The following is a 13440-nucleotide window of genomic DNA, read 5'->3' as shown; positions in this document are numbered from 1 at the left end:
GATCCGGCATGCGGGATGTTCTTGCCCGCAGCGCCTCGGCCGCCGTTGCGTGCGACGTCACCCCAACTCCGTCTGGACTCGATGCCCGAGATGATCTTCGACACGCCGCGATCCGAACACCCCCTCGACACGGTGGAGAGATGCGCCGCCATCAGGGAGTGGAGCTTCGACCGGGCCGAGCATGACGAGATGTCGGTCGCGGTGTCCGGGCGCTGGGCCGAATATCAGGTCGCCTTCAGCTGGATCGACAATGTCGAGGCGCTGCATGTCGCCTGCGCCTTCGACCTGAAGGTGCCGGACCGGCGCAGGCCGGAGGTGCTGCAGCTGATCTCGCTCGCCAACGAGCAGCTCTGGGTCGGGCATTTCGACTATTGGTCGTCCGAGAATGTCATCATGTTCCGGCACGCGCTGCTCCTCGCGGGTGGCGCCGAGCCGACGCAGGGCCAGTGCGAGATCATGCTGAAAGCGGCGGTCGACGCCTGCGAGCGCTACTTCCAGGCCTTCCAGTTCGTGCTCTGGGCCGGCAAGACCGCCCGAGAGGCGATCGAGGGCGTTCTCTTCGTGACCGAGGGAGAGGCGTGACATCGGGCAGCCGGGCCGGAGATTTTCCCGCCTCGGTCGTCCTTGTCGGCGCCGGCAAGATGGGCGGCGCCATGCTGGAGGGGTGGCTCGCCCGCGGGCTCGACCCGGCCGCGGTCACGATCCTCGACCCGAACGCGTCGGCGGACCTTGCCGCCCGCGGCCTGAGGGTCGCGCCGGAGGCAGGCGACCTCACGATCGCGCCGCCCGCGATCCTGGTCCTCGCGACGAAGCCGCAATCGCTCGATGCCGTCGCGCCCGGGATCGCTTCCGTCGCCGGTCCGGACACCCTCGTCGTCTCGATCCTGGCCGGGAAGACCATGGCCGACCTCCGGCGCGCGCTTCCCGACGCCCGGGCCATCGTCCGAGCCATGCCCAACCTGCCGGCCTCGATCGGCCGCGGCGCGACCGGCGCCTATGCCAACGAGGCCACCTCCGAGCGGCAGCGCCGGGAGGCGGATGCGCTCCTCTCCGCCAACGGCATGGTGGAATGGGTCGGGAGCGAGGACCTGATCGACGCCGTGACGGCCCTCTCCGGCTCCGGCCCGGCCTATATCTTTCACCTCGCCGAGGCGATGGCCGAGGCCGGCGCCGCGGCCGGCCTCGAGCCGGCCCTCGCCGCGCGTCTCGCCCGGGCGACGGTGGTGGGAGCCGCGGCGCTCCTCGGCGAGAGCCCGCTCGAACCCGCGCAGCTTCGCCAGAACGTCACCTCGCAGGGCGGAACCACCGCAGCGGCGCTGGACGTCCTGATGGCCGAGGATGGCCTGCGGCCGCTGATGCGGGAGGCCGTCGCGGCGGCGAAGCGCCGCGCCGCCGAACTCTCGGGCTGACGGCGCTTTGGCATCGGCTGCTGCCCGTCCTACATGAGGGGTTGCGGCACGGAGGAGCCTCCCATGAATTCCGAATCTGGCATGACTGATCCTGTCCGGCTCGGCAGCGCGGTAGCGGGCTTTCCGGCCGGAGCGGATACCTCTTCGCCTCCGCCCCGTCCCGAAACCGCGTCGGCGCCGCCGCCGGACAAGCGCAGCCGGGCCGTCGATGCCCTGATGCATCTCGCAGCCGACCGGCCCTGGAGCGACATCGAGATCACGGACGTGGCCGACGCTGCCGGTCTCACGCTTTCCGAGATGCGCGACCTGTTTCCCTCCAAGGGCGCGATCCTCGACGGCTTCACCCGCATGATCGACAAGAAGGTCATCGAGGGCACCTCCGCCGATCTCGTCGGGGAGCCGGCGCGCGAGCGCGTCTTCGACGTCGTGATCCGTCGCCTCGACGCGATGACCCCCTACCGGCGGGCGCTGCGGCGCATCGGCTACGCCATGCGGGGCGATCTCGGCTCGCTCGCGGCACTGAACCGCTCGGCCCTGAACTCGGCCCGCTACATGCTGGCCGCCGCCGGCGTGCCGAGCGAGGGTCCGCTCGGCTACGTGAAGCTGCAAGGCCTCGTCATCGCGCAGGCGAATGTCATGGAGACCTGGTTCGACGACGACGATCCGACCCAGGCCAAGACCATGGCTCGGCTCGACCGCGAGCTCGGCCGCGGCGAGCGGGTGCTGGAACGGGCGGAGGATTTCCGCCGGTTGACCGCGCCGCTCCGGGCCCTTGGCCAAGCTGTCCTCGACGGCCGCAACCGCATGCGCCGCCGGGGTCGCGACCGTGATACCGATGGGTTCGACGATGGCGAGACCAAGGATCCGGCCGCCGCGATCTGAGGCCGACGTCTGGGTTGCTTCGCTGCGCTCGCAATGACCGGCGCTGGCATGTGGTCCCGCAACTGCTACCGTCCCGGTCAATAAGAGTGGGAGGAAGCAGAATGGGGCAGATTACGCGCAGGGGCGTTGTGGCGGGCGCGCTCGTGGTACCGTTCGCCGGGCGCATTGCGGGGGCACAGGGTAGCTGGCCCGCCGGCGCCGGCGTCATCCGGATCATCGTCCCATTCCCGGCCGGCGGATCGGTGGACGCTGTCGCCCGGCTGGTGCAGGCCGGCATGCAGCAGCGGCTCGGCACCACGGTCCTGGTCGAGAACCAGCCGGGCTCGTCCGGCGCCGCGGCGACCGGCCGAGTGGCGAAGGCGGCCCCCGACGGTTCGAATTGGGTGTTCGTGTTCGATACCCACGCGGTCAATCCCGCCATGCAGCAGCTCTCCTTCGACACGGCCCGCGACCTCGAGCCCGTGATGCTGATCGGCACGGCGCCGAACGTGCTGGCGACCCACCCGTCTAAACCCTTTCGGTCGGTCGCCGACGTGATCGCGGCCGCCAAGGCAAAGCCCGACACGATCACCTACGCGACGATCGGCACCGGCAGCCTCGGCCACCTCACCATGGTGCGGTTCCGCAAGGAGACCGGGACCAAGCTGACCCACGTTCCCTATCGGGGTGGTGGTCCGGCCATGAACGACGCGCTCGCCGGGCATGTGGACCTCATCATCGGCAGCGCCGCCCTCATCAATCCTCAGCTCGAATCGAAGAGCCTCGTCCCGCTCGTCCAATTCGGCGGCTCCCGGATCGCCTCACCCAGCCTGAAGGATGTGCCGACCGCCGGTGAGGGCGGCCTCCCCGGGCTCGAATCCTATGCCTGGTGGGGCGTGTTCGCGCCCGCGAAGACGCCGAAGTCGATGATCGATCGCTTCGGCCAGGACCTCAAGGCCAGCCTCGCCGACGAGCGCGCGCTGCGGGTCCTGAAGGATACCCAACAGATCGAGATCCGGGCGTCCGGGCCCGAGGAGCTGCAGCGTTTTCTGGAGACCGAGATGAAGGTCTGGGGCGCGGTCGTGCGCGAGAACAACATCAAGGCCGACAGCTGATGGCAGCTCTTCCCCGTGTCGCGGTGATCGACGATACGCAGCGCCTTGCCGGTGCCAGCGCCGATTGGGACGCGCTCGCCGGGCGGGCCGACATCGTCGTGTTCGACGAATCCTTCGCCGACGAGGACGATGCGGCGCAGCGTCTCGCCGAGTTCGACGCCATCGTGCCGATGCGCGAGCGCACGGCCTTCCCGGCCTCCCTCGTGCGGCGCCTGCCGAAGCTTCGGCTCCTCGCCATGACGGGGACCCGCGCACCGACCTTCGACATCGCGGCGCTGACGGCGCAGGGCGTCCTCGTCTGCAACACCGGCATCAACACGAGTGCCGCGACCGCGGAACTCGCCTTCGGGCTGATCCTCGCCTGCGCCCGAGACATCCCGCTCGCCGACCGCACCATGCGGTCCGGGGGCTGGCACGAGGGCGTGCCGGTCGGAACCGTGCTCGACGGCAAGCGCCTCGGCATCCTCGGCCTCGGCAAGCTCGGCGCCCGGGTCGCCGGCTATGGACGCGCCTTCGGCATGGAGGTCGTGGCCTGGAGCCAGAACCTCACCGACGAGGCGGCAGCGAAGGGCGGGGCGCGGCGCGTCGACAAGGCGGAGCTGTTCGGCACGTCGGACATCCTGTCGGTCCACCTCGTCCTGTCCGACCGCACGCGCGGCATCGTCGGCGCGGCGGAACTCGGCGCGATGCGGGACGGCGCGATCCTGGTGAACACGTCGCGCGGCCCGCTCGTCGACGAGGCGGCGCTTCTCGCGGCCTTGGAGTCGGGCCGGATCCGGGCCGGGCTCGACGTCTACGACCGCGAGCCGCTTCCCGCGGACCACCCGCTCCGGACGGCTCCGAATGTCGTCCTGACGCCGCATCTCGGATACGGTGCCCGCCACGTCTTCGAGCAATTCTACCGCGAGAGCGTGGAGAACATCGCAGCCTGGCTCGATGACCAGCCGATCCGGGTCGTCAATCCGGAGGTTTTGGCCACCAAGGCGGGCTGACGCACCGTCACCCGCTCATCCCGGCGGAGAGTTGTTCCGCCTCATCGGCGGCGGGGAGGTGGCGCCCTCAGAACGTCTTCGATCTTGTCGAGCTTGTTTTCGAGCTTGTCGAGCTTCGCCAGGATCTGCGTGAGGATGTCCGGCATCACGCGAGTGTAGTCGACGGATTCGCGCGTCGCCTTCGCGGTCGCCTGGGCCGCATCGAGCAATTCGCGGATCTCGGCGGATGTCAGGGCGCCCTGCGGCTGCGCGGCGGCCGGATCGACGACAGGAGGCGGGCTGTACTGGACCTGCCCCGGCGTCGTGGCGCCCGGAGGCGGCGTGACACCGGCCGGCGGCCGTGTCGGGTTGTTGATGGCGTCGGTCGCCGCTGCACCGGGATTGGGTCCTGCAGCCCCGGGCACCGGGGTCCCGGACGATTGTGCCAGCACGGCCGGCGCAGGCGCAGCGCAGGCAAGGCCGCACCACAGAAGCAATGTCCAATGAGCCCGCATCACGCTCTCCCGAATCGCATGGCCGAGCGTTGCGGGAAGGGGGGGCCGAGGGCAAGCTGCGATGGCAGGCGTCCCAGGGCGATCGGCGCGGCCCGGCCGCAGGATGCCGACGTTCATCGACGTCCGGTGCAGACCTTGCGTTCGGACCGCCGGATGGTGAGGTAAGGCGAATGTCGGCAGCTCTCGATCTCGGCATCCCTCCAATGGCCGCTTCGTCTCCGCGCGGATTCGAGCCGTCGCCCTCGTCGCTGACGCCGCTTCGCCGAGCCATTCAGGCCCGGCATCGCTGCGACGAGAGCGCCTGGATCCTGGCCCTCGCGGACGAGGCGGAACTCGCCACGGCGGATCTGGCGCGGGCCAGCACCCGGGCGCGCCGGCTGGCCGAGGCCGTCCGGTCCGCGCGGCGCGGCGCCGGCGGTGTCGACGCGCTGATGCATGAATTCTCGCTCTCCTCGGAGGAGGGGATCGCGCTCATGTGTCTCGCCGAGGCGCTGCTCCGGATACCGGACGACGCCACGCGCGACCGGCTCATTCGGGACAAGATCGGCGGCGGCGACTGGTCGGCCCATCTCGGCCGCTCGCCCTCGCTCTTCGTCAATGCGGCAGCCTGGGGGCTGGTCGTCACCGGCAAGCTCATGCCGACGCATAGCGAACGCGCGCTCGGCGGCTCGCTCCGCCGCCTTCTGCAGCGGGGCGGTGCGCCCGTGATCCGCGGCGCGACCGATCTCGCCATCCGGATGCTGGGGCGGCAATTCGTGACCGGCGAGACCATCGCCGAGGCGCTCGAAGAGGCGGGCGGGCGCGAGGAGCGCGGCTACCGCTTCTCCTACGACATGCTGGGCGAGGCCGCGCTGACGGCCCGCGATGCCGAACGCTACATGCGGGCCTATGCCGAGGCGGTGCTCGCGATCGGCCAAGCCTCGGCCGGTCGCGGCATCTACGAGGGGCCGGGCATCTCGATCAAGCTCTCCGCCCTGCATCCGCGCTACACGCGGAGCCAGCGCGACCGCGTGATGGCCGAGCTCCTGCCCCGCGTCACCTCGCTCGCGCTCCTCGCCCGCACCTACGACATCGGCCTGAACATCGACGCCGAGGAGGCGGACCGGCTCGACCTCTCCCTCGACATCCTGGAGGCGCTCGCGCTCGACCCCGCGCTCGCCGGCTGGGACGGCATCGGCTTCGTGGTCCAGGCCTATGGCAGGCGCGCGCGCCCGGTGATCGACTGGCTGGCCGATCTCGGCCGGCGGTCGGGCCACCGGCTGATGGTGCGGCTCGTGAAGGGGGCCTATTGGGACAGCGAGATCAAGCTCGCCCAGCAAGGCGGCTTCGACGGCTTCCCGGTCTTCACCCGCAAGGTCCACACGGACGTGTCCTACCTCGCCTGCGCCCGCGCGATGCTGGCCGCGCCGGACGCGATCTTCCCGCAATTCGCGACCCACAACGCCTTCACGATCGGCGCCCTGCAGGTGCTGGCCGAGGGCTGCGACTACGAATTCCAATGCCTGCACGGCATGGGCGAGACGATCTACGACGAGATCGTCGGCCATTCCGGGACGGGCCGGCCGGTCCGGGTCTATGCCCCGGTCGGCCCGCACGAGACGCTGCTCGCCTATCTGGTGCGCCGCCTGCTCGAGAACGGCGCCAATTCCTCCTTCGTCAGCCAGGTCGTCGACGAGACGATTCCGCTGGAGAGCCTGATCGAGGACCCGGTCGCGGCCGTGCGCCGCGACGGCGGCCGGCCCCATGCCGGCCTGCCCGGCCCGGCCGATCTCTTCCCCGGACGCAGGAATTCGCGCGGCTTCGACCTCGCCGCGGAGCCGAGCCTCGCGGAGCTGGGCGAGGCGCTGCTTCATCCCTCCGTCATTCCGGGGCGGCGCACAGCGCCGAACCCGGAACCCACGGACATCCACCAGATCGGTCCGGCCGGCGCGGAGGATCGTGGGTTCCGGGTTCTCGCCTCCGGCGAACCCCGGAATGACGGAGTGGGCTCGCCGCCCAAGACGCTCATCCACAACCCGGCCGACCAGGACGACGTCGTCGGCACGATCCGCCAGGCGGACGAGGCCGAGGCGGGCTGGGCCGTCGGCCGGGCGGCCGCCTTCGCGCCGGACTGGGCCGCTACCCCGGTCGGGCGCCGTGCCGAGCTGCTTGAAGCCTGGGCCGACGCGCTCGAGCGCGATCGGCTCGCGCTCTACAGCCTTGCCATGCGGGAGGCCGGGAAGACGGCTCGCAACGCTGTCGCCGAACTTCGCGAGGCGGTGGATTTCTGCCGCTATTACGCGGCAGAGGCGCGGCGCGGGCTCGAGGGCGCGACGCCGCTCGGGCCGGTTGCCTGTATCTCGCCCTGGAATTTCCCGCTCGCCATCTTCACCGGGCAGGTCGCGGCCGCGCTCGTCGCCGGCAACCCGGTCCTGGCGAAACCGGCCGAGCAGACGCCGCTGATCGCGGCCCATGCCGTGCGGCTCGCGCACGAGGCCGGCATCCCGCCGGACACCCTTCAGTTCCTGCCCGGTCCCGGCGAGACGGTCGGGGCCGCCCTCGTCTCCGATTCGCGGGTGATGGGGATTGTCTTCACGGGCTCGACCGCGGTCGCGAAGGGGATCGAGCGCGCGCTGGCCGACCGGACCGACGACCCGGTCCTGATCGCCGAGACCGGCGGGCTGAATGCCATGATCGTCGATTCATCCGCCCTGCCCGAACAGGTCGTGGCGGACGCCGTCGAGAGCGCCTTCGATTCCGCCGGCCAGCGCTGCTCGGCGCTCCGCCTCCTCTGCCTCCAGGAGGACATCGCCGACCACGTCCTCGCCATGCTGGAAGGCGCCATCCGCGAGCTCCGCATCGGCTCGCCGCTCGACCTCGCAACCGATATCGGCCCGGTGATCGACGCCGATGCCAAGGTCGGGCTCGACGGGCACGCGGCCGAGATGCGGGGGCGCGGGTTCCGCGTTCTCTCGGCGAAGCTCGGGCGCGACACGGGTGCCGGTACCTTCGTCGGACCGACCCTGATCGAGATCCCGGATATCGAGGCGCTGACGCGCGAGGTGTTCGGGCCGATCCTCCACGTCCTGCGCTACCGGGCCGAGGCGCTGCCCGACCTGGTCCGCCGCATCAACGCCTCCGGCTATGGCCTGACGCATGGCGTGCATACGCGCATCGACGAGACGATCGACTTCGTCACCGGCACGGTGCGGGCCGGCAACATCTACGTGAACCGGAACATCGTCGGCGCGGTGGTGGGCTCGCAACCGTTCGGCGGCGAGGGCCTGTCCGGGACCGGCCCCAAGGCGGGCGGGCCGTTCTACCTGCACCGGCTGGTCCGTGCTTCGGCCCCGTCCTGGCCCGAGCAGGCAGGAGGAGCCGGCCCGGCCCTCGACGCCATCTGCCGCTGGATCGACGGCGAGCCCGGTCTTCCGTCCGAGGCCCGTGGCCCGCTGCTCTTGGAGGTCGAGGCTCTGGCCCGCCTCCCTCCCGTCGGCCAGGCGATCAGGCTGCCCGGCCCCACCGGCGAGGAGGACACGCTCTCGCTCCATCCCCGCGGCCGGGTCGCCTGCCTGGCCGAGGATGCCGCCGCGCTCACCGCCCAGGTTGCCGCCGTCCTGGCGACCGGCAACGTCGCCGTGCTTCCGGCGGGTGAGCCGGGGACGCGGCTCGTCGCGGCCTTGCCCAAGGGCGCGGCCGAGACCGCCGGCGACCCGGTCGCGGAAGACGTGCAGGCGGTACTGGCGGACCTTCCGGCGCGGCTGCTCCTCGCGCTGCGGCGCCGGCTAGCCCAGCGTTCCGGCGCCATCGTCCCGGCCATCGTGCCGGAGCAGCCGTTTCGCTACCCGGCCTGGCGGCTCCTGCTCGAAAGGTCGGTCAGCATCAACACGGCCGCGGCGGGCGGCAACGCGGCGCTGCTCGCGCTCGAGGATCGCGGCGCCTCTGCTTGACTCCGCCGTCGCGTCACGCCGTCCTCGACGCGGAGCAGAGTGCGGCCGGCCCTGGCGGCTCTGCCGGTCCGGCGCACCCTCGATAGACTTCGTGGCCCTGCTCGAAGCTCTTTCGCCCGACGAGCCAGCAAAGCTGCACCGTTCGAGAACATTCCCGTCGGAGCGCCGGTAACCATTTCGTAAAGCTGCATGGTTATCGAAGATTGAAGCTGATGCGGGAATGAGGCCGATGATAGCGTCGCGTTTCACGTCGAGATTCAAGCGCTCCGGCGAGTCGGCCGAAGCGCCGTCCACCCCCGAAGCCGCGACCCTGGATTCCGGGCCGGCACCTGCTGCCGCGGAGGCCCCGGCCGAGGTGAAGGCCGGCGACGCCGTGAAGGTGGACGCCGCCGCAGCCCAGCCCAAGAGCGACATGACCGCGTCCGACACGGCCGCCCCCTCCGGGCCGGCGCCCGCCGCTGCCCGGCCCCGCGCCTCGCGGCTGGTGGAAGCCGTTCGGGCCAAGCCCTTCGCGGGCAAATTCGACCGGGACGCCCTCGCCCGAAGTCTTCAGGCCGCGAAACCCGCCGCCATTCCGGCTGCTGTCGCGGCCGCCATCGTGCTCTCGCTCGGCCTCGGCTACGGGCTCGGCCTGACCCGGGTCGGCGACGGCTCCGCCCGCTGGATGGACGCGACCGCGACCGAGATCCGCCAAGCCAACCAGGAACTGGCCCGCTTCGCGTCCGAGCAGAAGGCCCTCAAGGCCTCCGTCGACGGCCTGAAGGGCGAGCGCGAGCGGTCGCGCGGCGAGATCCTGTCGCGGCAGGCGCAGCTCGCCGACAAGGTCGAGAAGGCCGGCCAGGACCACAATGCCCGGATCGGCCGCCTCGCCGAGCTCGTCGACCGGCTGGAGAAGACGCAGCGCGATCCCGCCCGTCTCCAGGTCCTGACGGAACGGCTCGACCGAATCGAGAAGGGTCTCGCCTCCGGCGCCACCGCCTCGGCTCCGACGCCCCCCCCGAAGCCGGTCACGTCCCTGAAGGAGGCGCCCGCCCCGGACGTCGCACAGACCGGCAGCATCGGCGAGCCGAAGGCTGCCGCGAAACCGGAACCGGATCCGCGGAAGACCCAGGTCGAGGGCTATTTCGTGCGCGATTTCGACAACGGCTACGCGCTCGTGGAGACCCGGGCCGGACGCTATCTCGACGTCGCGGTCGGCTACACGGTGCCGGGCGTCGGCCGGGTCGAGGCGATCGAGCGCCGCGGCCGCCAGTGGGTCGTGGTCACGAACAAGGGCTATATCGGCGAGCGCTGACTCGAGGGGCCGCGCCTGGGGCCGCGAGCCTCGCGAGGCTCTTGCGGACACGGGCCTGTTGCACCACACTCCGGCTTGCGGTCGCGGCCACGCAGCGTCTCCGGCCCCGAGGGGCGAAGACCTCGCGTCGCGAGCGCTCCGGCAGCATGTCGCCTGAGGGGGGAAGCTCCGGACGACGCGCTGTCCTGTCCATTGCCTCTCGTCTGCCCGCCCGTCAGGCCCGACCTCTCGGCCCACCAAGAGTTGAACCGCCATGGACAAGCTGCCCATCACGGCGAAGGGTCATGCGGCCCTCGAGGTCGAGCTGAAGCAACGCCAGCAGGTCGAGCGCCCGCGCATCATCGAGGCGATCTCGGAAGCGCGCTCGCATGGCGACTTGTCGGAAAACGCCGAGTATCACGCCGCGAAAGAGAACCAGTCCCTGAACGAAGGCCGGATCCAGGAGCTCGAATCGATGATCGCCCGGGCGGAGATCATCGATATCTCGAAGCTCGGCGGGACCACGGTGAAATTCGGCGCGACCGTGAAGCTCGTCGACGAGGATACCGAGGAAGAGAAGACCTACCAGATCGTGGGCGATCCCGAGGCCGACGTGAAATCCGGCCGCGTCTCGATCTCCTCGCCGGTCGCCCGCGCCCTCATCGGCAAGGGCGTCGGCGATACGGTCTCCGTGACCACGCCGGGCGGCGGCAAGAGCTACGAGATCGTCGAGGTCGCGTTCCGGTAAGCCGAGGGCCCATCACGAGGCCCCGCCGGCCGCCTCCCGGGCGGCGTCGGTCAAGGCCGGGGTGACCCGGACGTCGACCTCGATCCCGAGATAGTCCTCGGCATTCCCCATCCAGGTGCCGACGAGCGGCATCGCCTGGCGTGGATCCCGCACCGTCGCGACCCGGATCAGGTCGCGGTTGCCGACGATGCCGTTGGTCGGGTCGAAGGAGATCCAGCCCGCGCCCGGCACGTAGCATTGCATCCAGGCGTGGGTGGCGCCGCCGCCGACATGGCCGGCCCCGCCGGCATTCGGCGAGTAGATGTAGCCCGTGACGAAACGGGCCGCGAGGCCGAGGGCCCGCACGGCCTCCATCATCAGGAGCGCGAAATCCCGGCAGGTGCCCGAGCCGAGCCGCAGCGTCTCGACGGGGGCCTGCGTCCCCTCCTCCTCGCGCGCCTCGTACCGGAAGGTCGTCTTGATGGCGCGGGTCATCCAGACCAGCATGTCCACCGTCTCGGTCGGGGCGTCGATGCGCACGAAGCCCTTGGCCCAGCGGTCGACCTCACGCTCCGGGTCCGGGTAGTGCCGCTCGATGGAGCGGCCGAGATCGGGCGCCTCCTCCATGGCGTAGGCGAAGGGATAGGTGCGGGCGTAATCCTCGATCGGGTATTCCGGCAGCGCGTCCACGTAATGGACGAGGTCGAGCTCGCTCTCGAACACGAGCCGGTCGGACCGGGTCGCCCGGTCGAACCGGGCGATCGCGATCGAATTGCCGAAGACGTCGTAGACCCATCGAATTCCGGCCGGCTCGGGCTGTATCGACAGGCGCGTCGAGCGGAGCCGCAGGTCGTGGCTGTCGCGTGGCCGCACCATCAGCCGGTGCGGACCGAAGCTGACCGGGTTGCGGTAGCGATAGACCGTGCGGTGGACGACCGTCAGGTAGGGCAAGACGGCGGCCGATCAGGCCGATCTCAGGCCAGTGGCGCGCCGCCGCCCCGGGATCAGCCGGCGGCCGATGCGGGACAGGAAGAGAAGCAGGCCCCAGCCGGCCAGGAACCCCGCCCCGCCGGCCGTGACGCCCTCGGTCGTCGCCGGCCAGGCCGGCTCGTAATCGAGATACGTGGCGCGGGCGAGGCCGGGATCGGCGTCCCGGATGAAGATCAGGAGACGGCTGAACGGCCCGGCCTCCACGAAGGCCCGGCGCTGGGCCCCGAGGCGGCCGAGCCTCGCCGCGATCTCGTCCTGCGCCTCGCCCTGATTGCGGATCAGCGGGTCGGGATCGGCCGTGAGCTTCCGGATCGCGTCGGCCCGCCTCAGGCCGGAGGCCTGAGCGCCGTCGTCGAACCGGACCATCACGCGCCGCAATTCGTCGATCGCGCCGCCGAGCCGCTGTCGGTATTGCTGCGCGAATTCCGGGATCTGCGAGGCCGCGAGGCCGCTGAACAGCCCGATGGCGACGGCGAGGATTCGGGCGATCATCGGGGAGCCTCGAGCCTTGCTGCGAGTACAGCCCTTCGCACGATCCTGGCCGGCCTGTCGAACACCGGGCGGTTTCAGCCCGGAAGTGCCAGGAGGCCGGCGGCGCCGTCACGGCAGCCGAAGCCGAGATGGCCGCCGCTGGCGCTCCAGCCGAGCGCCGTGACGTCGCTGTCCGGGACGGCACGCCGCACCAGCAGCTCGGCGCCGTCGTCGAAGCGGATCAGCAGCACGCAGCCATCCTCGTAGCCGACCGCCAGCACGTTCACGTGGGGATGGAACGCGACGCGGGTGACCTTGGCGTGACGAAGCCCGCATTCGCGCGGCGCCTTGCCGGTCGGACCTTCCTTCGAATCGAAGGGCCAGACGATGGCGGCATCGGCCCCCGAGGTCGCAAGCCACGCCCCGCCGAAGGACCAGGAGGTCGAGCGCGGCTTCGCGGCGTAGCCCGACATCCGCATGTGGCCCTTGTCCGGGGCGAGCCCCCAGCCATGCAGGGAATTCTCCTGCATCGAGGTGACCAGGAAGCGCCCGTCGGGGGACCAGGTCACGTCGAGATGGGAGCCCTTCCATTCGAGGCTCTCGGGCTTCGGCTCGACATTCGGGTACCAGAGCGTGGCGCCGTTGTAATGGGCCAGCGCCAAGCGGTAGCCCTTCGGCGCGAAAGCGAGGCCGCGGACGGTGGAGGGTGCCTCGATCGTCTTCGTGCGGCCCTTGTCGTCGCGGGCCATGACGACGCGGCCGGCCGCATAGGCGAAGGCGCCGGAGGCGTGCAGCGCGAGCGCGTCGATCCAGGCGCCGCCCTTGGCCTCCGCGACGACGGCGGTCGCGCCGTCAGGCCCGGTCGCGGCGACCCTGCCGTCGTCGCCCCCCGTGAGGAGACGCTTCCCGTCGCAGGCCGCGACCAGGATCGCGCCATCCGGATGGGCCAGGCTTCGGTGGCTCGCGCCGTCCGCCTTGGCGAGCAGCACGTGACCGTCGGCGAGCGCGAAGGCGGCCGTGTCATTGAGCCAGCCGACGCCGGTGACTTCGGAGCCGGTGTCGAGGGACGTGACGGCGTCGGCGAGGGACGGGAGGGTGGTGGTCATGGCCTCCACATCCCCGCCAGCGTCATGCTGAGTAGCGCCGAAGGCGCGCCTCGAAGCACGCACGACCGTTGTG

At 71.0% G+C, this 13440-nt stretch carries 12 protein-coding genes; 8 read left to right on the top strand and 4 right to left on the bottom strand.

The window, feature by feature from the left end; genetic code table 11:
* The first annotated feature begins 81 nt into the window (after nucleotides 1-81).
* The 5 genes from ACFE87_RS17130 (at nucleotide 82) to ACFE87_RS17110 (ending at nucleotide 4377) form a co-directional block, all read left to right on the top strand.
* Nucleotides 82-582, top strand: coding sequence for a YbjN domain-containing protein (locus ACFE87_RS17130; RefSeq protein ID WP_375460863.1), 501 nt, complete (start codon nucleotides 82-84; stop codon nucleotides 580-582).
* A gap of 59 nt (nucleotides 583-641) precedes the next feature.
* Nucleotides 642-1409, top strand: a complete 768-nt coding sequence (gene proC / locus ACFE87_RS17125) for a pyrroline-5-carboxylate reductase (RefSeq protein WP_375460879.1) — start codon at nucleotides 642-644, stop codon at nucleotides 1407-1409.
* A 63-nt stretch (nucleotides 1410-1472) separates the two neighbouring features.
* Nucleotides 1473-2291 (top strand): TetR/AcrR family transcriptional regulator, encoded by an 819-nt coding sequence (locus tag ACFE87_RS17120; protein ID WP_375460862.1) that lies wholly within the window; start codon nucleotides 1473-1475, stop codon nucleotides 2289-2291.
* A 101-nt stretch (nucleotides 2292-2392) separates the two neighbouring features.
* Nucleotides 2393-3385 (top strand): Bug family tripartite tricarboxylate transporter substrate binding protein, encoded by a 993-nt coding sequence (locus tag ACFE87_RS17115; RefSeq protein ID WP_375460861.1) that lies wholly within the window; start codon nucleotides 2393-2395, stop codon nucleotides 3383-3385.
* Nucleotides 3385-4377: a D-2-hydroxyacid dehydrogenase family protein gene (locus tag ACFE87_RS17110; RefSeq protein WP_375460860.1), complete on the top strand. Its 993-nt coding sequence runs from the start codon at nucleotides 3385-3387 to the stop codon at nucleotides 4375-4377. The genes ACFE87_RS17115 and ACFE87_RS17110 overlap by 1 nt, the downstream gene beginning before the upstream one ends.
* Nucleotides 4378-4418: 41 nt before the next feature.
* On the opposite strand, the gene ACFE87_RS17105 is transcribed toward ACFE87_RS17110, so the two are convergent.
* Nucleotides 4419-4871, bottom strand: coding sequence for a hypothetical protein (locus ACFE87_RS17105; RefSeq protein WP_375460859.1), 453 nt, complete (start codon nucleotides 4869-4871; stop codon nucleotides 4419-4421).
* A 170-nt stretch (nucleotides 4872-5041) separates the two neighbouring features.
* Here ACFE87_RS17105 and putA point away from each other — a divergent pair, with 170 nt between their 5' ends.
* From putA to greA, 3 genes are all read left to right on the top strand, one after another.
* Nucleotides 5042-8800, top strand: coding sequence for a bifunctional proline dehydrogenase/L-glutamate gamma-semialdehyde dehydrogenase PutA (putA, locus tag ACFE87_RS17100; protein WP_375460858.1), 3759 nt, complete (start codon nucleotides 5042-5044; stop codon nucleotides 8798-8800).
* Nucleotides 8801-9020: 220 nt separating this feature from the next.
* Nucleotides 9021-10094, top strand: coding sequence for a hypothetical protein (locus ACFE87_RS17095; protein WP_375460857.1), 1074 nt, complete (start codon nucleotides 9021-9023; stop codon nucleotides 10092-10094).
* Between the two features lie 253 nt (nucleotides 10095-10347).
* Nucleotides 10348-10821: a transcription elongation factor GreA gene (gene greA / locus ACFE87_RS17090; protein WP_375460856.1), complete on the top strand. Its 474-nt coding sequence runs from the start codon at nucleotides 10348-10350 to the stop codon at nucleotides 10819-10821.
* 12 nt (nucleotides 10822-10833) lie between these two features.
* On the opposite strand, the gene ACFE87_RS17085 is transcribed toward greA, so the two are convergent.
* The 3 genes from ACFE87_RS17085 to ACFE87_RS17075 form a co-directional block, all read right to left on the bottom strand.
* Entirely contained in the window at nucleotides 10834-11751 is a 918-nt protein-coding gene (locus tag ACFE87_RS17085; RefSeq protein WP_375460855.1) for a transglutaminase N-terminal domain-containing protein, read from the bottom strand.
* A gap of 12 nt (nucleotides 11752-11763) precedes the next feature.
* Nucleotides 11764-12282 carry a DUF2937 family protein gene (locus ACFE87_RS17080; protein WP_375460854.1) on the bottom strand — a complete coding sequence of 173 codons (519 nt, stop codon included), beginning with the start codon at nucleotides 12280-12282 and terminating at the stop codon, nucleotides 11764-11766.
* Nucleotides 12283-12356: 74 nt separating this feature from the next.
* The gene (locus ACFE87_RS17075) at nucleotides 12357-13367 is read right to left on the bottom strand and encodes a WD40 repeat domain-containing protein (RefSeq protein ID WP_375460853.1); all 1011 of its coding nucleotides are present in this window, start codon (nucleotides 13365-13367) and stop codon (nucleotides 12357-12359) included.
* Nucleotides 13368-13440: the final 73 nt, after the last annotated feature.

This window comes from uncultured Enterovirga sp., from assembly GCF_964242715.1.
Lineage (GTDB): Bacteria > Pseudomonadota > Alphaproteobacteria > Rhizobiales > Beijerinckiaceae > Enterovirga.
Note: the sequence above shows the minus strand (reverse complement) of the source record. Positions and strands in the feature narration are given on the sequence as shown.